The following is a 17,855-nucleotide window of genomic DNA, read 5'->3' on the forward strand; positions in this document are numbered from 1 at the left end:
AGCAATCCGCCCCGCTGGATGAGAACCAGCGGGGCGGATTTACCAACAGCATCCGGAAACAACCGGACGGGGCCACCTCACGCCAAGACACCTCAGCGCCGCGCAACACCCTCCGCCCGAGCCGCCGCGGCAACCGCCGCCGTGACCGCAGGCGCCACCCGCTCGTCGAACGGGGACGGGATCACATAGTCCGCCGCCAGATCGTCACCGACCACCGCCGCCAACGCCTCGGCAGCCGCGATCTTCATCCCCTCCGTGATCCGAGAGGCCCGCACCTGCAGCGCTCCCGCGAAGATCCCCGGAAAGGCCAGCACGTTGTTGATCTGGTTCGGGAAGTCCGACCGCCCGGTCGCCACCACGGCCGCGTACTTGTGCGCGACCTCCGGGTGCACCTCCGGATCCGGGTTGGCCATGGCGAAGACGAAGGCACCGGAGGCCATGGAGGCGACGGCCGCTTCCGCCACCGTCCCGCCGGACACGCCGATGAAGACGTCCGCGCCCGCCAGCGCGTCCTCCAGCGACCCGGTCAGACCCGCCTTGTTCGTGAACCCGGCAAGCTCCCGCTTCACGGACGTGAGGTCGTCCCGGTCACCGGACACGACACCGCGCCGGTCGGCAACGGCGACATCCCCGATGCCCGCCTCGACGAGCATCTTCGCGATGGCCACACCCGCCGCGCCCGCACCGGAGATCACCGCACGAAGATCCCCGATCGACCGCCCGCTCAGCCGCGCGGCGTTCCGCAGGGCGGCCAACGTCACGACCGCGGTCCCGTGCTGGTCGTCGTGGAAGACGGGAATGTCGAGCCGCTCCTGCAGCCGCCGCTCGATCTCGAAGCAGCGGGGAGCCGAGATGTCCTCGAGGTTCACGCCGCCGAAGGACGGCGCGAGACGGACCACGGTCTCGATGATCTCGTCGACGTCGGTGCAGGCCAGCGCGAGCGGCACCGCGTCCACCCCGCCGAACTGCTTGAACAGGATCGCCTTGCCCTCCATCACCGGGAGGGAGGCTTCAGGCCCGATGTCACCGAGCCCCAGCACGGCCGTACCGTCCGTCACGACGGCGACGACCGACGACTTCCACGTGTAGTCGTGGACGAGGTCCGGCTGCTCGGCGATGGCGCTGCACACCTTCGCCACGCCGGGCGTGTATGCGAGGGACAGGTCGTCCTTGTCACGGATCGGCACGGTGGCCTGCACAGCCATCTTGCCGCCGCGGTGCAGCGCGAACGCGGGGTCGAAGGAATCGAGGGGCTCCGCCCCTCCGTCCTGTCCCGTATCGCTGTCGCTGCGAGGATTGACGATCTCCGCTGCCACTTTGTCTTACCCCTTAGGTCTTCTGATTTGAGGGTGGCCACTCCTGGTTGAGAAGTGGGCGGGCACCGCGTACGGCCCTGGGGTCACTGATGCGTACGGGCCGGTACACGACGGGCGCGCCGCACACGCGCCCTGAGCCCCGGATGAGGGGTGTAAAGAACCTTCTTACCGGACGACCGGCGTGGAGGACGAGTCCAATACGTCCAAGGTCACATGCCCGAACGGAAAATCGATCATCGATCACCGCAGAGCCACTCGGGCGACCACGGGCCACCCCGGGGCCGCCACGGGGCCGCCACGGGGCCGCCAGGGGGAGGTCACCCGGTCCACGATCCACACCGAAGATCTTCCGGCCGGAATGCCAGATTCCCGTAGATGGTCCGGTCGCGATGTACGGACATAGGGCGGTTCGGGGGTCACCCGTTATCCGATGTTGACATGACCGGCGTCCTGAATGGTCCAGTCCGAATGGCAAGATGCCGTCATCACACGAGGTCGCGACACTCGAAGGCGTGTGCTCTCGTCGACCTGAGGAATAAAGGCAGCGCTGCCGAACCGATCGGCGGCCGCCCGCCCATCGGCAACTCCACCCATCCGCCGGAGGAACCCACCATGACCGCAAGCTCCACCCGTCGTACGACCGCCGCGCGCACCAGGACAGCCGCGGTAGGTGCGATCGCGGTCGCCGGCGCCCTGATTCTCACCGGTTGCGGTGACCAGACGGACAGCGGCGGCGACACCTCGCAGTCGTCGGCCTCCTCGTCGGCGCCACTCGCGAGCAAGCTCCCCGCCGACATCCGCAAGGCCGGAGTCATCAAGGTCGGCTCGGACATCGCGTATCCGCCGGTCGAGTACATCGAGAACGGCAAGACCGTCGGCATCGACCCGGACATCGCGGAGGCGCTCGGCAAGCAGCTGGGCGTGAAGTTCGACTTCCAGAACGGCAAGTTCGACAACCTGATCGTGGGCCTTCAGGCCAACCGCTTCCAGGTGATCATGTCGGCGATGAACGACACCAAGGACCGCCAGAACGGCATCAACTCCGACAACGGCCAGAAGGTCGGCAACGGGGTCGACTTCGTCGACTACTTCACCGCCGGTACGTCGATCCTGGTCCAGAAGGGCAACCCCAAGGGCATCAAGTCGCTGGACGACCTGTGCGGCAAGGTCGTGGCCCTGCAGAAGGGCACGACGTCCGAGGGCATCGCCCAGGCGCAGAGCAAGAAGTGCAAGAAGGACGGCAAGAAGGCCATCGACCTGAAGACCTTCGACACCGACCCCGAGGCGCTGCTCCGCCTGAAGCAGGGCGCGTCCGTCGCCGACCTCAACGACTTCCCGGTGGCGGCCTACAACGCGAAGACCTCCGGCGGCGGCAAGGACTTCGAGGTCGTCGGCGCCCAGATCGAGGCGGGGCCGTACGGCATCGCCGTGAGCAAGAACAACACCCAGCTGCGTGACGCCCTGCAGGCCGCCATGAGCGCGATCATCAAGAACGGCGACTACGCCAAGGTCATGAAGAAGTGGAACGTCGCGGACGGCGCGGTGACCGAGTCGAAGATCAACGGCGGCTCCTGAGCCCCGCGCGACACTGAAGGGCAGTCACCGTGACTGACACTCTCGACAAGTCTCCGGCGGCGTCGGTGCCGCCGGAGCAGATCAAGGCCATCCCGGTCCGCCACTACGGGCGCTGGGTGGCCGGTGCCCTGGTCATCGCCGTCCTGGTGCTGATCGGGGTGGCCTTCTCCAACGCGAAGATCAACTACAGCATCGTCCCGAAGTACCTGTTCGACCCCACGATCGTCTCCGGCGCCTGGACGACGCTGTACATCTCGGTGCTGGCCATGGTGCTGGGCGTCGCCCTCGGCGTGGTCCTCGCCGTGATGCGGCTGTCGTCGAACCCGGTCACCAGCACCGTGGCCTGGTTCTACATCTGGTTCTTCCGCGGTACGCCGGTCCTGGTCCAGCTGCTGCTCTGGTACAACATCTCGCTCGTCTTCCCCATCCTGAACCTGGGGTTCTACAAGGACGAGATGAACCAGGTAATGACGCCCGTCCTGACAGCCCTGCTCGGTCTCGGGCTGAACGAGGCGGCGTACATGTCGGAGATCGTCCGAGCCGGTATCCAGTCGGTCGACGAGGGGCAGACGGAGGCGTCGCACGCGCTGGGCATGACCCAGCCCCAGACGCTGCGCCGCGTGGTGCTCCCGCAGGCCATGCGGGTCATCGTGCCGCCCACCGGCAACGAATACATCAACATGCTGAAGACCTCTTCGCTGGCTTACGCCGTCCAGCTTCCCGAGCTGATCAAGAAGGCCACGGACATCTCCAGCACCTCACTGGCTGTCGTCGAGATGTACTTCGTCGCCTGTATCTGGTACCTGTTCCTGACCACGGTCTTCAGCATCGTGCAGTACTACGTCGAGCGCCGTTACGCCCGCGGTTCGACGCGCAACCTGCCGCCGACCCCACTGCAGCGGCTGAAGAAGAACCTCCGCATGTTCGGTTCGTTCCGCCGGCCGGAGGTGGCCCGATGAGCAAGTTCTCCAAGGACATCGTCGACAGCGTCGAGGGCCGGCTCATGGTCAAGGCCGAGGGCGTGCACAAGTCCTTCGGCGCGGCGCACATCCTCAAGGGCATCGATCTGGAGGTGCGCCCGCGCGAGGTCGCCTGCCTGGTCGGCCCGTCCGGCTCGGGCAAGTCGACCTTCCTGCGCTGCATCAACCACCTGGAGAAGATCAACGCCGGCCGGCTGTACGTCGACGGCCGGCTGGTCGGTTACCGGCAGAGCGGCGACAAGCTGTACGAGCTCAAGGAGAAGGAGGTGTCGGCGCAACGGCGGGACATCGGCATGGTGTTCCAGCGCTTCAACCTCTTCCCGCACATGACGGCGCTGGAGAACGTCATGGAGGCGCCGGTCCAGGTCAAGCGCGAGTCCAGGGCAATCGCCCGGGAGCGGGCACAGCGCCTGCTCGACCGGGTCGGCCTCGGGGACAAGACCGGCCACTACCCCGCCCAGCTCTCCGGCGGTCAGCAGCAGCGCGTCGCCATCGCCCGTGCGCTGGCCATGGAGCCGAAGCTGATGCTCTTCGACGAGCCGACGTCGGCGCTCGACCCGGAGCTGGTCGGCGAAGTCCTGGACGTGATGCGGGACCTCGCGGAGGACGGCATGACGATGATCGTGGTGACCCACGAGATGGGCTTCGCCCGCGAGGTCGGTGACTCGCTGGTCTTCATGGACGACGGCGTGGTGGTCGAGGCCGGCCATCCGCGCGAGGTCCTGACGAACCCGCAGCACGAGCGCACCCAGGCGTTCTTGTCCAAGGTGCTCTGATCCGCAAAGGCCATACTCCGTGTGTGGGCTCCGTGCCGGAATTCCGGCACGGAGCCCACACGAATAAGCCGACCCAATAGCGCCATTTCGGCCACCGAAACCCAAGCTCCCTGCATCCCGGAGATCAATCTCAGCATGGTCGACGCAAGCTGAATTGAAGGATGGTTACGGCTTCTGCGACGGTAGCCCGGTGCCTATGTCCCGGGGTGCTTCTACTCCACGGGGGACAGCTTCACCGTCCAGGACCTGCGCGCCGACGGCATGCGGGCCGTCCTTGAGTGGGACACGGACTACGGGAACTGATCCCTTCCGTCAGCGCCGTCCCGGACCACCGTGTGGAATGTCGTGGCATTCGCGGCGCTCGACGATTCAGGGGTGGTACGGATGTTCCGTGCCACCCCTTGCGCGCATTTTCCCAAGCCCCGCCCCTCATCATCCTTGAGCCGAAAAACATCGGAGGCGGTACGGAATTTCCGTACCGCCTCCAGCATCCGGTCGAAGGACTTACTTGAGCGCGAGCAGCAGCGTGTCCGAGGGCGAGCACCACACCGGCCGGGCCTCCCCGAAGCCCTTCTCGCGCAGCACGCGTGCGTGCCACGCGGCGGACGGCGTGTCCCCGTCGGCGTGTTCGCCGTAGATCTCGAAGCGGCGCGCCGTCGGCCCGGCGAGGACGGGGTCCTCGGCGGCGACCTGCCACCACTCGGCCCAGTCGAGGGCGCCGTCCCGCTTGGCCCGGTCCATGTGCGCGTGACGCTGGGCGCGTTCTGCCGCGTTGATCCGGGGTGTGGTCTCGTCGATCATGTGGTCGGCGTTCATGAAGACACCGCCGTCGCGGACGAGTTCCGCGATCTGCCCGTAGAGGGCCGCGAGGGGTTCGCTGTGCAGCCAGTGCAGGGCCGTGGCGGTCAGGACGGCGTCGTAGGAGTCGTACGGCAGCTTCGACGGCCAGTCGGGGTCCTTGAGGTCGGCCGTCACGAAGGTCACCCGCTCGTCGTCCGCGAAGGTGCCCTCGGCGATGGTGAGCAGCGCCGGGTCGAGGTCCACGCCGGTGCTGCTGGCCTCGGGGAACCGGGCGAGCAGTCTGGCCGTGATACTTCCCGTGCCGCACGCGAGGTCGAGCACGCGTGGCCGGGGTCCGACGAGGGCCTCGACCATGTCCAGCATGACCCGGAACCGCTCCTCGCGGTCCGGCATGTACCACTCCTGCTGCCGGTCCCAGCTCTCCTGCCAGGCCTGCCAGTCCGTGCCGACACCAGTCGTCATGGGAGCCCCCTGTCCGCTCACTGTCGTAATACCCTGGAAGCACGATCAGCTGTTACCCGACCGTGCCACGACGATAGAACGCCTCCGTAAGGACTACAAGTGGAACTGGCCTATTACTCGGACTACGCCGTACGTCTGGTCAACAGCGAGGACCCGGCCCGGGGCAAGGACACCCTGACCTCGGTGGAGGCCGTCCGCGACCTGTTCGGCGGCAACGGCACGGGCGCCCGCCGCGCCACCGACGCCGACGTCACCCGGTTCCGATCGGTCAGGGCCCGGCTGCGGTCGGTCTTCGAGGCGGCGGACCAGGACGACGAGACGCTCGCGGTGGACCTGCTGAACTCGCTCCTGCTGGAGTTCCCGGTGAGCCCGCAGATCTCCGGGCACGACTTCCGCGACGACGACGGCCGCCCGCTGTGGCACATGCACCTGGCGGACCACCCGTCCAACGCCACCGCCGGATACGCGGCGATCGCGGCGATGGGCCTGGCGTTCCACCTCACCGAGTACGGCGTGGACCGGCTCGGCCTGTGCGAGGCCGCGCCCTGCCGCAACGCCTACCTCGACACCTCGACCAACCGCTCCCGGCGCTACTGCTCCGACCGCTGCGCCACCCGCGCCAACGTGGCCGCCTACCGGGCCCGCAAACGCCTGGAGGCCGACCGGTCGGGGAAGACGGGCCGTACGGCGGACAGCGCCCAGCGGACGGCGGCCAGCGGCGAGCGCTGAGCGGACTTGAGCGGCCGGTACCGGAGCCGGGCCTTCCCCAGGACGAGTTCTTCCGGTACGACGCCGTAGTCCGTGCTGTCGCCGCCCGCGAACGCGTTGTCCCCGAGCACCCACCAGCCGCCCTCGCGCCGCTCCACGGCCCGCTTGACGACGAGCAGGTCCTGCTGGAACGGATGCCGCAGGACCACGATGTCGCCGGGGACGATCCTGGCTCCCCAGTGCACGACCAGCTGGTCACCGTGCTGGAGCGTGGGCACCATCGACGGCCCGGTCACCTCGGCCACCCCCACGTAGGGCAGCAACGACCTCTCCCGTTCGGTCTCCTGCGACAGCTCCGGCATCCCCGGCACCTCCCCGGTACGTTCATCCACCAGTCTCAGTCTGACCCCGGACTTTTGTCCTAAGCCCATGGGGGCACCCGCGAATTCGCCTCTCCCAGGGAGTAATGTCGCACCTGAGAAGACGATCACGAGGAAGGAATGCTCCATGCTTTCCCGCCTGTTTGCCCCCAAGGTCAAGGTCAGCGCACACTGCGACCTGCCCTGCGGTGTGTACGACCCGGCCCAGGCCCGCATCGAGGCGGAGTCGGTGAAGGCCGTGCAGGAGAAGATGGCCGCCAACGACGACCCGCACTTCCAGACACGTGCCACGGTCATCAAGGAGCAGCGCGCCGAGCTCGCGAAGCACCACGTTTCCGTGCTCTGGAGCGACTACTTCAAGCCCCCGCACTTCGAGAAGTACCCGGAGCTGCACCAGCTGGTCAACGACACCCTCAAGGCCCTCTCGGCCGCCAAGGCGTCGACCGACCCGGCCACCGGCCAGAAGGCTCTGGACTACATCGCCCAGATCGACAAGATCTTCTGGGAGACCAAGAAGGCTTGATCTATGGCTAGGCCGTTTGACCTGCGGTTTCGCGGGTCGCATCGCCTACCTGTCCGCACCCGGTCCGCAGGCCGCCGAGAACGGCGTCCATGACGGTCCGGGTGCGGTCTTCTTCGCCCGGCCAGAGGTGCGCGTAGATCCGCAGCGTGATGACGGCGGACGCATGGCCGAGGACGAGCTGGACCTGCTTGACGCTCGCTCCGCCGGGGATGAGGGCGGAGGCGTAAGTGGCGCAGGCGTGGGTCACCATGTGCGGCAGTACGACGGGCTTACGGCCCTCGCGCTCGGCCGCCTCGTCCTCCGCCGCCTGGAGCGCCCTGCGGGCGCAGTTCCACTCCGTCTTCCAGCGACGGTAGTTGAGGGGCTCGCCCTCCTCCATCGTGAACAGGCACTCCTTGACGGGCGTGTGGCGAGGTGCGTGACGAGCGCATCGGTGACGACTTCGCCGACTGGGACGGTTCGCCGGGACTTGGCGGTCTTCGGCGGCCCGATCGTCCCGGACTGGAGGCGCTGGCGCTCGACGCGGATGGCGCCGGCCTTGCGGTCCGGCACGCCGACGACCACATCCATATCATGGCCACCACCGTCCGAGCCGACGGCCGCCGTCCTCGTACGAACCGGGACGGCTGGCGGGCACAGCTGGAGTGCCGCAAGATCGAGGCCGAGTTCGGGCTGCGCCGCCTGAAGTCCGGTGATCTCACCGCCCCTCGTACCCCGACCGGCGCATCTGTCCGCCGCCAACCGGGCTCTCGCCGTGGGGGCCGCCGACAGCGACAAGGCCGCCCAGGCAGATCTCGGCATCGGCGCGCTGACGACCGCCGAACGCGCGCTCCTGCTGTCGACCACCTCCGTCTACAGCGACGGCGGTGCGCGCAAACTGGAGGAGTTCGGGCCGCTGAACCGCGTGGATCTCACTAAAGACCTGATGTCCGGTACGGCGTCGCTGGCAGCCGCCGGCACTTCAGTGCCCGCCCGCGCATGGACGGTCAACGAGTACGACACCGGCCGTCCCACCGACGGCTCCGCCAGTGCCAAGGATCAGCTCACCAAGACCACCGTCGGTGTACAGGTCCGCGAACACCCGTCCGTCCACGGCGAAACCCGCGTCACCCAGACCGTCTACGACTGGGCGAAGGGCCTGCCGACGAAGACGATCCAGGACCCCGGTGGCCTGGCGGTGACCAACACCACCGAGTACGACGCACAAGGAAGGGTGGCCAAGCAGCTCGACCCCGGCGCCACGGGCACCGACGCCGCGACCCACGTGACCACCTACTGGTCGGCGGACGGCACCGGCACCTGCCAGGGCCGACCCGAGTGGGCCGACCTGGTCTGCTCCATCGGCCCGGCCGGTGCCATCACCGGCGGCGGCAGCAACCCGGCGCAACTTCCCACCACCACCCACCACCACCTACGAGTACGACTCCTGGGGCAACACGACCAAGACCGCCGACACCGCGAACGGGGTCACCCGCACAACCACCACGACGTACGACTCGGCGGGCCGCCCGACCACCGTCACGGTGACCGGCGGCACCGGCCAGACCGTACCGACCACCACCGTCGGCTACGACGGCGCCACCGGCCGGGCTGTCACCCGCAGCTCACCGACGGCCGGGACGATCACGAAGGCCTACGACACCCTCGGCCGCGAGATCTCCTACACCGATGCCGACGGCGGCACCACCACGACCGCGTACGACAAGCTCGACCGGCCCGTGAAGATCACCGACAGCGTCCCGTCCACCATCACCTTCACCTACGACCACAGTCTCGAACCACGTGGCCTGGCCACCTCCGCCACCGACTCCATCGCGGGCACCTTCCGCACGACCTACAACGCCAATGCCACCGTGAGCAGCGAGAAACTGCCAGGCGGCTACACCCTCACACAGAAAGAGGACACCACCGGCTCCGCCGTGTCGCGCACCTACACACGTGACAGCGACGGGGTGCTGATCCTGTCCGACGCCGTGACCGAGTCGGTCCACGGCCAGGCCACCACACACTCCGGCTGGTCCGATCAAACCTACCGGCATGATGCGATCGGCCGTCTGACCACGGTCGAGGACACCACGGACACGGTCTGCACGCGCCGTACCTACGCCTTCGGTGCCCGCAGCGTCCGCACCGGCCTGACCACCGCCTCCGCCACACCAGGCATCGACTGCCCTACCAGCGGCGGCAGCACCGAGGTGCACACCTACGACAGCGCCGACCGCCTCGTGGACAGCGGTTACGCCTACGACGCCTTCGGCCGCACCACCAGCAGCCCGGACCATGGAACCATCAGCTACTACGCCAACGACCTCGCCTACCAGCAGACGGCGAGCAACCAGCGCCAGACCTGGCAGCTCGACGCCGCACAGCGCTTCCGGTCCTGGACGACCGAGTCCAACAGTTCCGGCAGCTGGACCCGCACCGCGTCCAAGCTCAACCACTTCGACAGTGACGCGGACAGCCCGCGCTGGACCATCGAAGACACCGCCACCGGTGCCCTGACCCGCTACGTCAACGCCGCGACCGGAGACATCACGGCCACCACCGGCAAGACCGGCGATGTCGTCCTCCAACTGACCAACCTCCATGGCGACGTCGCCCTGCAACTCCCGCTGGATGCCGGTGAGGCTCCTCTCGCCTTCGACTCGGACGAATACGGAAACCCGCGCACAAGCCAGACCGCCACGCGCTACGGCTGGCTCGGCGGCAAGCAGCGGCCCGCCGACACCCCGACCGGTCTCGTCCTCATGGGTGTTCGCCTCTACGACCCGGCACTGGGTCGCTTCCTCCAGACGGACCCCGTCGCGGGCGGCTCAGCCAACGCCTACGACTACTCCAACCAGGATCCGTGCAACGCCTCCGACACCACTGGAGCGGCCCCGAACTGCGGCAGCCGCAAGACGAGATATGGCTACGGCATGCGGATCGTCGTCAGCCGGCGTGGCGGCGGCATCGCGAAGAACGGATACCGATACATCGGCTACTACATCAACATCCAGGTGATGGGATGGGCGAACCGCTACCTGGCCAAGAACGCAACCTACGGCGAGACCTGGGGAGTCAGGCCCGGCAAGCGCGGAAAGCTTGTCAAACTACAGGCCAAGGGCTCGTGGAAGAACCCGATCAAGCTCCAATGGGCCGTGCACTACAACGTCCAGGTCAAACCGGGCACCGTCGTCTGGACATACGGCGCCGTGGCCGTCTTCGGCTGGAACGGCTATGTGGCCGACATGGTGTCATCGTGCCGGGCGAGATGACCTGACACAGTACCTCCGACCGGATGGAAACGCGGCGCACCCTGCTCCGGGTGCGCCGCACCGTCACTTCGGCACACCCTCCACCAAGGCTGAACACATGAAGAAACCCATGGCCGATATCGCGGTTGCAGCCCTCGACCAGGGACTGCACACCCCGGGCGATGCGATTCCGGACACACACCCGTTGGACCTCGCCGACGGCCCCGTCGCTGCCGACTTTTGGATCGACGGTGACCTCGGGTTCGTCCTCCTGCTCCACCGTCGGGACGACGGCTTCGTCGCCAGTGAGGTGTACTACTCCCTCAAGGGAGAAGACCACCGTTGGACGGACGTGGAACACCTCTCCGGGGAGATCGTCGGCTTCGACCTGGAGAGCTCTTCCGCAGCAGAGGACATCCTGTCCGGCGCCTCTGTGGTGGTGCTCTCGGAATCCGAATCCAGAGTCTTCACCGGCCACTGCGACGATGATGACGGGGGCGAACTCGTCCGCCTGTACGAACTGCTGGCCAGCGACGCTGTCGGTTCCCTTCAGATCGAGAAGTCCGGACCTGGGACGGAGCCCGATCCGACCGTATTCCAGAAGAACTTGACATCACGCGTGGCCGTCGTGGCCGTTCGGCCTGGTGAGCGTCTGCGCGTTGTCCCGCTGGAACGGAGCGGTTCGAAATCACCGACCGCGCGTGGAGGCTTGGACCTGTTCTCCTCGCGTGCGTGAGCAACCCAGGAGGACCGGATGAAGTTGAACCCCAATCTCCCGATGGCCGCGGCGGAAGCGGTGGCCTGTATGGCCCTCGCGGAATGTGTGTCTCACTGGCAGCGGCCGAAGACCGACTCGCCTGGCTCTTCGGCTTCGGGAGTCTGAGCTTCGCGCGGGACCTGTGACGCAGGTTCGGGAAGGCGAAGGCCGACCCGGGCCCGAGGCATCAGCACAAACGCTGACCTACCGCCCTCCTCGCAAGAGAGGGGGCTGCCGTGGGAACGACGGCAGCCCCCACCAACGGAAGGACCCACCGATAGCCAACGCGCCTCAGCTCTGGAAAGTAGTCATCGCTCTGGAGGCCACGTCAGAGCAGGTGGAAGCCCTCACCGACCGCTCTCTGAAGGGGCCCGGTCATCACGACCGGGTCCCTTCGGTCTGCCCCGGCACCGGGCTCAGGCGCCCGGGCGGGCCTGCGGTGCCCGGAGCCGGTGGCCGAGCCGGCCGAGCAGTACCGCGTTGAGCAGCCCGGACAGGCCCGATCCCGCGGCGAAGAGCAACGGGCTCAGCCAGCCGGGCTCGGCGTACGGCGTGGAGATCGCGCCCATGCCCGACCCCGTGCTGGAGGCCGAGCCCGCCGCCCTCGTGGAGCGCGGCGGCCTCGTCGAGGTCATCAGCCCGGACGAGGCCGCCCTGACCGCGTTCGGCGACGGCGTGCTGTCCCCGCCGAGCAGGGCGCCCGCGGACCATGCCGGTTTCGCCCGGGGCAGGGCGGCGGCACGGGCGGTCGCCGCCCTCGGGACCGGCTCCTGACCCAAGCGGCTCCTGACCCAAGCGCTTCCGTACGGCAGGAGCCGGTGCGCGTCGTGCGATGCTGGTGTGATGGTGAGCGTCAAGGATCTGGTGCGGCTGCGCCAGGCGCGGGACCGGATGGACCGCGAGTACACCGAGCCGCTCGACGTGACCGCGCTCGCCCGCACCGCGCTGATGTCACCGGGCCACTTCCAGCGCAGCTTCCGCGCCGAGTTCGGTGAGACGCCGTACGGCTATCTCATGACCCGGCGCATCGAGCGCGCGAAGGCGCTGCTGCGGCGGGGCGACCTGTCCGTCACCGAGGTCTGCATCGCCGTGGGGTGTACCTCCCTCGGCTCCTTCAGCTCCCGGTTCACCGAGCTGGTGGGCGAGACGCCCAGCGCCTATCGCGCCCGCCCTCACGAGGAGATCGCCGGGATCCCGCCGTGCGTGGTCCGCAGGCACACCCGGCCCAAGCGGGCCTAACGTGAAGCCATGGACATCAGACTCAAGAACTGCTTCATCGCCGTCGACGACCACGACAAGGCGATCGCGTTCTACCGGGACGTCCTCGGCATGGAGGTGCGGGGCGACGTCGGGTACGAGGGCATGCGCTGGGTGACGGTCGGCTCGCCGCTCCAGCCGGACGTGGACATCGTCCTGGAGCCGCCCGCCGCGGACCCGGACGCGTCGCCCGCGGACAAGGAGGCGATGGCACGCTTGCTGGCCAAGGGGCTGCTGCGGGGGGTCAACTTCACCACCACCGACTGCGACGCGTTGTTCGCCCGGGTGCGGGAGTCGGGGGCGGAGGTGATCCAGGAGCCGACGGACATGCCGTACGGGGTGCGGGACTGTGCGTTCAGGGATCCGGCGGGGAACATGCTGCGGTTCATGGAGGCGCCGAAGTAGACGTGCCTGGCGAAGTAGCGGCGCCTACGATCACCGCATGACTACCCGCTGGACGTACGCCTTCGTCGACCGGCCCGTGGCGCGCTTCGCTCAGGCCTGCGACTTCTGGACCGTCGCCACCGGCACACGGTTGTCCGAACCTCGGGGTGAGCGGCGGGAGTTCGTGACCCTCCTGCCGCCCGGCGGAGCCGACGCCTGCGTCAAGGCCCAGGCCGTCGCCTCCGGGCCGGGCGGTGCCCATCTCGACTTCTGCGTCGACGACGTACGCAAGTTCGCGAAGGCCGCACAGGCGCTCGGCGCGCATGTGGTCGCCGATCAGGGCACGTTGGTCGTGCTCCGCTCCCCCGCCGGCCAGCTGTTCTGCGCCGAGCCCTGGCGCGGGCAGTCGACCCGCCCGCCGGTGGTCCGCGGCAGCCGTCTCGACCAGGTCTGCCTGGACATCCCGCCCTCCCTCCACGACGCCGAAGTCGCCTTCTGGGCCGCCCTGTTGCCCGACTGGGAGTCGCTGTCCGGCTCGCTCCCCGAATTCCATGTGCTGAAGCCGCCGGCCGGCCTCCCGGTCCGCATCCTCCTCCAGCGCCTCGACGAGGAACGCCCCGCCTCCGCCCATCTGGACCTGGCCTGCGCGGACATCGGAGTGACGCGGGCGGAACACGAGCGCCTGGGCGCCGAGTTGGTCGCCGAGGGCCGGCGCTGGACGGTGCTGAGGGACCCGGCAGGCGGCACCTACTGCCTGACGGGCCGGGACCCGGAGACCGGCGGGCTGCCTAGCGGGTCCTGAGAAAGCAGAGGGTCCGGCCCTCACCGTCGGGCGTGGAGCGGGAGCACGCCGTCTGCCACCCTTCCGGGAGCGAGGGCGTCGGACTCGCCTCCTCCCAGACGTACGGCCCCGTCGGCTCCGTCGAGTCCCGCAGCCAGAGGGTGAGCCCGCCCGCGACGACCACGAGAACCGCCCACACCACCAGGGCCCAGCGCCATGGGCGACGGCGACCGCTCACCCCCACGGCTCCACGTCGACGACCGCGTCCACCGGGATCGGCCCGTAGACGTGCGGGAACTCCTCGGCACCGGGCTCGGGGGCCTCGTACTTCAGGGGTACGTCGAGGCGGGCGGGGTCGATGACGAGGAGCACGAGGTCCGGCACACCGGCGAAGAACCGCGCGGCCGTGTCCGGCAACTGCTCGCGCGTCGAGCAGTGGATGAACCCCTCCTCCTGGAGGGTGCGGCCGCGTGTGGAGATCTCGTACGTGCCCCGGGCCCGGGCCTCCTCCCAGAGGGAGCGTTCGGTCAGGTGCACGATCGGGTTCGTTGTGGACATGCCGTCACGTTAAGGCCTCAGCCGTGCCGCCCGCCCCTGCAAATAGCGCTGCTCGGGCAGGCTCAGGGTCTTCGCCGCCGCCGACTCGTACGCGGCACGCGCCGCCTCGCGGGAACCGGCCCGCTCCAGCAGATGCGCGCGCACGGCGTCCAGCCGGTGCCCCAACTCGTCGTCGAGACCTTCGAGTTGCGCGAGCCCCGCCTCCGGGCCGCGCACCATGGCGACCGCGACCGCCCGGTTCAGCCGCTCCACGGGCCCCGGCACGAGCCGTACGAGCACGTCGTAGAGCCCCAGGATCTCCCGCCAGTCGGTCGCCTCCGGCGAGGGCGCCTCGTCGTGTACGGCGGCGATGGCCGCGCGGATCTGGTAGGGCCCGGCACGGCGGCGGGTCAGCGCATGGGTGACCAGCGCGACGCCCTCCTCGATCGCGGCCTTGTCCCAGCGGGTGCGGTCCTGTTCGTCGAGGGGGACCAGGTCGCCGTCCGGGCCGGTGCGGGCCTCGCGGCGGGCGTCGGTGAGGAGCATCAGGGCGAGCAGGCCGGCGATCTCGCAGTCGTCGGGGAGGAGCCGGTGGACCGTGCGGGTCAGGCGGATCGCCTCGCCGGCGAGGTCACGCCGCTGGAGGGCCGGTCCGGAGGTCGCCGTATGGCCCTCGTTGAAGATCAGGTAGAGGGTGTGCAGGACGGCGGGCAGCCGTTCCTCCCAGTGGTCGGGCCGCCCGAAGCCGACGCCCCGCACCTTCTGCTTGGCCCGGCTGATCCTCTGCGCCATGGTCGCCTCGGGGACGAGATACGCGCGGGCGATCTCCGCCGTGGTCAGACCGCCGACCGCGCGCAGGGTGAGCGCGATCTGCGCGGACGCGGTGAGCTGGGGATGGCAGCACAGGAACAGCAGGGACAGGGTGTCGTCCGCGCGCGGCGCCCGGTCGGCGACGGCCGTCTCGCGCACGCTCAGCGCCGCCACCCGCTCCTCCCGGGCCCGCCGCGCCTCCTCCGCGCGCAGGGCGTCGGTCAGCCGCCGCGAGGCCACCTTGATGAGCCACCCCCGCGGATTGCCGGGCACCCCCGCCGACGGCCACTGCCCGGCCGCGGCGAGCAGTGCCTCCTGTACGGCGTCCTCGGCAGCGTCGAAATGGCCGTACCGCCTGACCAGCGCGCCGAGGACCTGCGGCGCGTGCAGGCGCAGCAGGTCCTCGGTCTCGCTCGTCGGCCGCACGGATCTCAGATGTCCCCTGCGCCGTCCAGGATGGGCCGGATGACCACCGGGTACTCGGGGGCGCCGGCGGGCTGGGGACACTGGGCGATGCGTTCGGCGATCTCCGTGACGCGCTCCAGGCTCTCGCACTCCAGGACCCAGTAGCCGCACAGCAACTCCTTGGTCTCGCTGTAGGGCCCGTCGGTGATCACGGCCTTGCCGTCCGCGCCCCGGCTGACGTGGCGGATCTTCGCGGGCTCGGCGAGGCCCTGGCCGTCGAGCATCTCGCCGGTCTCGGACAGGTCGTCGTTGATGGCGCTCATGAAGGCGTACATCGTCTGGATCTCCCGCTCGCTCCACGCCGGGGAGTGCTCGGAGCCCTTGCCGCGCATGGCCTCGTAGTCGGCCTGTGTTCCCTGCACCATGACCAGGTACTTCATGATTCCGCTCCTTCGGCTTCGGCCGCCCCGTGAGGGCGGCTCTCACGGGGGACGTCGGAGCCGGGGACGGATTCTCGACAGGGGTTCAGGGACTTTTTTCCCGCGGGTGCGCCGCCGTGGCCTCGCCGGACTCGGCGGCCCGGTCGGCGTTCGCCTCGCACTCGGGGTTGCGGCACGGGCCGCCCGTCCACACGGGGACCCACGCACCCAGCGTCTTGTGACGCCGTACGACTGTCTCGACCGGCTGTCCGCAAACGGGACAGACGCGTTCGTCGCTGCCCATGTCCTCAGGGTAGGACGAGGGGGCCGCCGGTGCCTGCCGCTGTCGGTCTCGGCCTCCCTCGGCTCCGGCTCCGATCGGCCGCTGCGTCCTTCAGCTCTTCCTGCCGTACGTCCGCACCACGACGCCGTTGTCGAAGACGCGCACGTCGTCGAGCGTGAACTCGGTGAGAGCGAAACCAGAACCGAACATCGGCATGCCGGTGCCGAGGACGACGGGGTACGTCTTGATGACGAGTTCGTCGATCTCCTCGTGGAGCTCGCCCGCGAGCCGGGAGCCGCCGCACAGGTAGATACCGAACTCGCCGTCCTCCGCCTTCAGTTCGCGCACCTTGCCGACCAGGTCGTCGGCGATGATCTCGACGTGCGGGTCGGGCGACTCGGTGAGGGTGCGCGAGGCGACGTATTCGCGCAGGTGGTCGTACGGGCTGGTGATGTCCTCCTTGAGGGCCACCTCGTAGCTGCCGCGGCCCTGGATGACCGTGTCGAACCTCCTGTGCCCCAGGTCGTGGATGCCGAGGGCCCGGCGGACATGCGCCGCGATGGTGTCCGGGTACACGGTCTTGAGGTACGAGAGGAACTCCTCGTCGACGAACCGGTACATGAACGACGCGTCGCCGCTCTCGTCCCCGATGAAGCCGTCGATCGTGCAGGCGACGAAGTATGTGAGCTTTCGCAAGCGGATCTCTTTTCGTAGGGTGCGCTCTCGATGTGAACCACGTCAGTTGTAGTGCTTCACTTGTAGTGGTTGCAAGGGCGTTTATGGCCACGGACGCAACCGGGAAGGGAGATTCCGTATGGCCGGCAATCCGGAGCGCCGTTCCGCGCTCGTGGACGCGGGGGTTGAGGTGCTCGCACGCGAGGGGGCCCGCGGGCTGACGTTCCGCGCGGTCGACGCCGAGGCGGGGGTCCCGGTGGGGACGGCCTCGAACTACTTCGCGGACCGCGACGCCCTGCTGAGGCAGATCGACACCCGGCTCCACATCCGGCTGGCCCCCGACCCGGACAAGTTCGCCGAACTGCTGACCCGGCCGAAGGACCGGTCCCTGGTCGTGGGGTTCATGCACGACCTGATGGCCCGCGCGACCCGCGACCGCACGGGCTATTTGGCCCTTCTGGAGATGCGCCTGGAGGCCACCCGCCGCCCCGAACTCCGCGCCTCCTTCACCAGGTCGGTCCGAGCGGACCTGGAGAAGGGCATCCGGTTCCACCGCGAGGCGGGCCTGCCCGGCGGCGACGAGACGGTCACCGTGCTCTACCTGGCGATGCTGGGGCTGCTGCTGGAGCACCTGACACTGCCCGAGGCCCTGGAGGGAGTACTGCCGGGAGTGGGAGTCCCTCAGGGCCTGGTGGAACGAATCGTGAAGACGGTCGTCCCGGAGACCTAGTCCGGGGGCGGGGGGAATCGGGAGACCAAGGCGCGAGGAGCCGAGACGCGCAGGCGCGGG

20 protein-coding genes and 3 pseudogenes are annotated in these 17,855 nt (G+C 68.8%); 13 read left to right on the top strand and 10 right to left on the bottom strand.

Translation table 11 applies throughout. From position 1 onward, the window contains the following. Nucleotides 1-92: 92 nt before the first annotated feature. Nucleotides 93-1,316, bottom strand: coding sequence for an NADP-dependent malic enzyme (locus ACFVYN_RS06475; RefSeq protein ID WP_389993382.1), 1,224 nt, complete (start codon nucleotides 1,314-1,316; stop codon nucleotides 93-95). Nucleotides 1,317-1,928: 612 nt separating this feature from the next. Here ACFVYN_RS06475 and ACFVYN_RS06480 point away from each other — a divergent pair. The 3 genes from ACFVYN_RS06480 to ACFVYN_RS06490 are packed head-to-tail and all read left to right on the top strand — an operon-like array spanning nucleotide 1,929 to nucleotide 4,647. Beyond that, nucleotides 1,929-2,891 (top strand): ABC transporter substrate-binding protein, encoded by a 963-nt coding sequence (locus tag ACFVYN_RS06480; RefSeq protein WP_389993385.1) that lies wholly within the window; start codon nucleotides 1,929-1,931, stop codon nucleotides 2,889-2,891. Nucleotides 2,892-2,920: 29 nt separating this feature from the next. Further along, complete coding sequence (locus ACFVYN_RS06485; RefSeq protein ID WP_389993388.1) at nucleotides 2,921-3,850, top strand: amino acid ABC transporter permease; 930 nt, start codon at nucleotides 2,921-2,923, stop codon at nucleotides 3,848-3,850. Then, nucleotides 3,847-4,647, top strand: coding sequence for an amino acid ABC transporter ATP-binding protein (locus ACFVYN_RS06490; RefSeq protein ID WP_389993391.1), 801 nt, complete (start codon nucleotides 3,847-3,849; stop codon nucleotides 4,645-4,647). The genes ACFVYN_RS06485 and ACFVYN_RS06490 overlap by 4 nt, the downstream gene beginning before the upstream one ends. 504 nt (nucleotides 4,648-5,151) lie before the next feature. On the opposite strand, the gene ACFVYN_RS06495 is transcribed toward ACFVYN_RS06490, so the two are convergent. Then, complete coding sequence (locus tag ACFVYN_RS06495; protein ID WP_389993394.1) at nucleotides 5,152-5,910, bottom strand: class I SAM-dependent methyltransferase; 759 nt, start codon at nucleotides 5,908-5,910, stop codon at nucleotides 5,152-5,154. Between the two features lie 99 nt (nucleotides 5,911-6,009). Between ACFVYN_RS06495 and ACFVYN_RS06500 the strand changes: the two genes are divergently transcribed. Next, the gene (locus ACFVYN_RS06500; protein WP_389993397.1) at nucleotides 6,010-6,639 is read left to right on the top strand and encodes a CGNR zinc finger domain-containing protein; all 630 of its coding nucleotides are present in this window, start codon (nucleotides 6,010-6,012) and stop codon (nucleotides 6,637-6,639) included. Here the strand turns inward: ACFVYN_RS06500 and sodX are convergent. Further along, nucleotides 6,543-6,980 carry a nickel-type superoxide dismutase maturation protease gene (gene sodX / locus ACFVYN_RS06505; protein ID WP_389993874.1) on the bottom strand — a complete coding sequence of 146 codons (438 nt, stop codon included), beginning with the start codon at nucleotides 6,978-6,980 and terminating at the stop codon, nucleotides 6,543-6,545. The genes ACFVYN_RS06500 and sodX overlap by 97 nt on opposite strands. A 145-nt stretch (nucleotides 6,981-7,125) precedes the next feature. Here sodX and sodN point away from each other — a divergent pair, with 145 nt between their 5' ends. Further along, nucleotides 7,126-7,521 (top strand): superoxide dismutase, Ni, encoded by a 396-nt coding sequence (sodN, locus tag ACFVYN_RS06510; protein WP_069765939.1) that lies wholly within the window; start codon nucleotides 7,126-7,128, stop codon nucleotides 7,519-7,521. 7 nt (nucleotides 7,522-7,528) lie between these two features. On the opposite strand, the pseudogene ACFVYN_RS06515 reads toward sodN, so the two are convergent. Next, nucleotides 7,529-7,939 (bottom strand): annotated as a pseudogene (locus ACFVYN_RS06515) (tyrosine-type recombinase/integrase); the annotation flags it as partial. 119 nt (nucleotides 7,940-8,058) lie between these two features. Between ACFVYN_RS06515 and ACFVYN_RS06520 the strand changes: the two are divergent. The 3 genes and pseudogenes from ACFVYN_RS06520 to ACFVYN_RS06530 all read left to right on the top strand — a co-directional run. Next, nucleotides 8,059-8,247 (top strand): annotated as a pseudogene (locus tag ACFVYN_RS06520) (relaxase/mobilization nuclease domain-containing protein); the annotation flags it as partial. A gap of 1 nt (nucleotide 8,248) precedes the next feature. Then, nucleotides 8,249-10,778, top strand: a pseudogene (locus tag ACFVYN_RS06525) (RHS repeat-associated core domain-containing protein); the annotation flags it as partial. A 97-nt stretch (nucleotides 10,779-10,875) separates the two neighbouring features. Further along, complete coding sequence (locus ACFVYN_RS06530; protein ID WP_389993402.1) at nucleotides 10,876-11,493, top strand: hypothetical protein; 618 nt, start codon at nucleotides 10,876-10,878, stop codon at nucleotides 11,491-11,493. 437 nt (nucleotides 11,494-11,930) lie between these two features. On the opposite strand, the gene ACFVYN_RS06535 is transcribed toward ACFVYN_RS06530, so the two are convergent. Beyond that, on the bottom strand, nucleotides 11,931-12,083 hold the full coding sequence (locus ACFVYN_RS06535) for a hypothetical protein (protein WP_389993404.1): 153 nt from the start codon (nucleotides 12,081-12,083) through the stop codon (nucleotides 11,931-11,933). On the opposite strand from ACFVYN_RS06535, the gene ACFVYN_RS06540 reads away from it, so the two are divergent. From ACFVYN_RS06540 to ACFVYN_RS06555, 4 genes are all read left to right on the top strand, one after another. Then, on the top strand, nucleotides 12,082-12,288 hold the full coding sequence (locus ACFVYN_RS06540) for a hypothetical protein (RefSeq protein ID WP_389993407.1): 207 nt from the start codon (nucleotides 12,082-12,084) through the stop codon (nucleotides 12,286-12,288). The genes ACFVYN_RS06535 and ACFVYN_RS06540 overlap by 2 nt on opposite strands. 69 nt (nucleotides 12,289-12,357) lie before the next feature. Next, complete coding sequence (locus tag ACFVYN_RS06545; protein WP_389993410.1) at nucleotides 12,358-12,753, top strand: helix-turn-helix transcriptional regulator; 396 nt, start codon at nucleotides 12,358-12,360, stop codon at nucleotides 12,751-12,753. Between the two features lie 9 nt (nucleotides 12,754-12,762). Further along, a complete protein-coding gene (locus tag ACFVYN_RS06550; RefSeq protein ID WP_311714638.1) occupies nucleotides 12,763-13,176 on the top strand; it encodes a VOC family protein in 414 nt (137 codons plus the stop codon). A gap of 37 nt (nucleotides 13,177-13,213) precedes the next feature. Further along, entirely contained in the window at nucleotides 13,214-13,957 is a 744-nt protein-coding gene (locus tag ACFVYN_RS06555) for a VOC family protein (RefSeq protein ID WP_389993413.1), read from the top strand. On the opposite strand, the gene ACFVYN_RS06560 is transcribed toward ACFVYN_RS06555, so the two are convergent. The 5 genes from ACFVYN_RS06560 to ACFVYN_RS06580 form a co-directional block, all read right to left on the bottom strand. Continuing rightward, nucleotides 13,944-14,174: a hypothetical protein gene (locus ACFVYN_RS06560; RefSeq protein ID WP_389993416.1), complete on the bottom strand. Its 231-nt coding sequence runs from the start codon at nucleotides 14,172-14,174 to the stop codon at nucleotides 13,944-13,946. The genes ACFVYN_RS06555 and ACFVYN_RS06560 overlap by 14 nt on opposite strands. Further along, nucleotides 14,171-14,494, bottom strand: a complete 324-nt coding sequence (locus ACFVYN_RS06565) for a DUF952 domain-containing protein (RefSeq protein WP_389993418.1) — start codon at nucleotides 14,492-14,494, stop codon at nucleotides 14,171-14,173. The genes ACFVYN_RS06560 and ACFVYN_RS06565 overlap by 4 nt, the downstream gene beginning before the upstream one ends. Nucleotides 14,495-14,503: 9 nt before the next feature. Continuing rightward, nucleotides 14,504-15,709, bottom strand: coding sequence for an RNA polymerase sigma factor (locus ACFVYN_RS06570; RefSeq protein ID WP_389993421.1), 1,206 nt, complete (start codon nucleotides 15,707-15,709; stop codon nucleotides 14,504-14,506). A gap of 5 nt (nucleotides 15,710-15,714) precedes the next feature. Continuing rightward, nucleotides 15,715-16,128, bottom strand: a complete 414-nt coding sequence (locus ACFVYN_RS06575; RefSeq protein ID WP_389993424.1) for a YciI family protein — start codon at nucleotides 16,126-16,128, stop codon at nucleotides 15,715-15,717. A 373-nt stretch (nucleotides 16,129-16,501) separates the two neighbouring features. Beyond that, the gene (locus ACFVYN_RS06580; protein WP_389993427.1) at nucleotides 16,502-17,086 is read right to left on the bottom strand and encodes a dihydrofolate reductase family protein; all 585 of its coding nucleotides are present in this window, start codon (nucleotides 17,084-17,086) and stop codon (nucleotides 16,502-16,504) included. A gap of 118 nt (nucleotides 17,087-17,204) precedes the next feature. Here ACFVYN_RS06580 and ACFVYN_RS06585 point away from each other — a divergent pair, with 118 nt between their 5' ends. Further along, the gene (locus ACFVYN_RS06585; protein ID WP_389993430.1) at nucleotides 17,205-17,795 is read left to right on the top strand and encodes a TetR/AcrR family transcriptional regulator; all 591 of its coding nucleotides are present in this window, start codon (nucleotides 17,205-17,207) and stop codon (nucleotides 17,793-17,795) included. The last annotated feature ends 60 nt before the right edge of the window (nucleotides 17,796-17,855 follow it).

Source organism: Streptomyces sp. NPDC058307, from assembly GCF_042880295.1.
Classification (GTDB): Bacteria; Actinomycetota; Actinomycetes; order Streptomycetales; family Streptomycetaceae; genus Streptomyces.

What these genes read in the sequence shown, in the direction of transcription:
- ACFVYN_RS06565 (WP_389993418.1), bottom strand. Translation starts at nt 14,494, where the DNA reads ATGTCCACAACGAACCCGATCGTGCACCTGACCGAACGCTCCCTCTGG.
- ACFVYN_RS06535 (WP_389993404.1), bottom strand. Translation starts at nt 12,083, where the DNA reads ATGGGCGCGATCTCCACGCCGTACGCCGAGCCCGGCTGGCTGAGCCCG.
- ACFVYN_RS06530 (WP_389993402.1), top strand. Translation starts at nt 10,876, where the DNA reads ATGAAGAAACCCATGGCCGATATCGCGGTTGCAGCCCTCGACCAGGGA.
- ACFVYN_RS06575 (WP_389993424.1), bottom strand. Translation starts at nt 16,128, where the DNA reads ATGAAGTACCTGGTCATGGTGCAGGGAACACAGGCCGACTACGAGGCC.
- ACFVYN_RS06480 (WP_389993385.1), top strand. Translation starts at nt 1,929, where the DNA reads ATGACCGCAAGCTCCACCCGTCGTACGACCGCCGCGCGCACCAGGACA.
- sodX (WP_389993874.1), bottom strand. Translation starts at nt 6,980, where the DNA reads ATGCCGGAGCTGTCGCAGGAGACCGAACGGGAGAGGTCGTTGCTGCCC.
- ACFVYN_RS06490 (WP_389993391.1), top strand. Translation starts at nt 3,847, where the DNA reads ATGAGCAAGTTCTCCAAGGACATCGTCGACAGCGTCGAGGGCCGGCTC.
- ACFVYN_RS06495 (WP_389993394.1), bottom strand. Translation starts at nt 5,910, where the DNA reads ATGACGACTGGTGTCGGCACGGACTGGCAGGCCTGGCAGGAGAGCTGG.
- ACFVYN_RS06555 (WP_389993413.1), top strand. Translation starts at nt 13,214, where the DNA reads ATGACTACCCGCTGGACGTACGCCTTCGTCGACCGGCCCGTGGCGCGC.
- ACFVYN_RS06545 (WP_389993410.1), top strand. Translation starts at nt 12,358, where the DNA reads ATGGTGAGCGTCAAGGATCTGGTGCGGCTGCGCCAGGCGCGGGACCGG.
- ACFVYN_RS06585 (WP_389993430.1), top strand. Translation starts at nt 17,205, where the DNA reads ATGGCCGGCAATCCGGAGCGCCGTTCCGCGCTCGTGGACGCGGGGGTT.
- sodN (WP_069765939.1), top strand. Translation starts at nt 7,126, where the DNA reads ATGCTTTCCCGCCTGTTTGCCCCCAAGGTCAAGGTCAGCGCACACTGC.
- ACFVYN_RS06540 (WP_389993407.1), top strand. Translation starts at nt 12,082, where the DNA reads ATGCCCGACCCCGTGCTGGAGGCCGAGCCCGCCGCCCTCGTGGAGCGC.
- ACFVYN_RS06550 (WP_311714638.1), top strand. Translation starts at nt 12,763, where the DNA reads ATGGACATCAGACTCAAGAACTGCTTCATCGCCGTCGACGACCACGAC.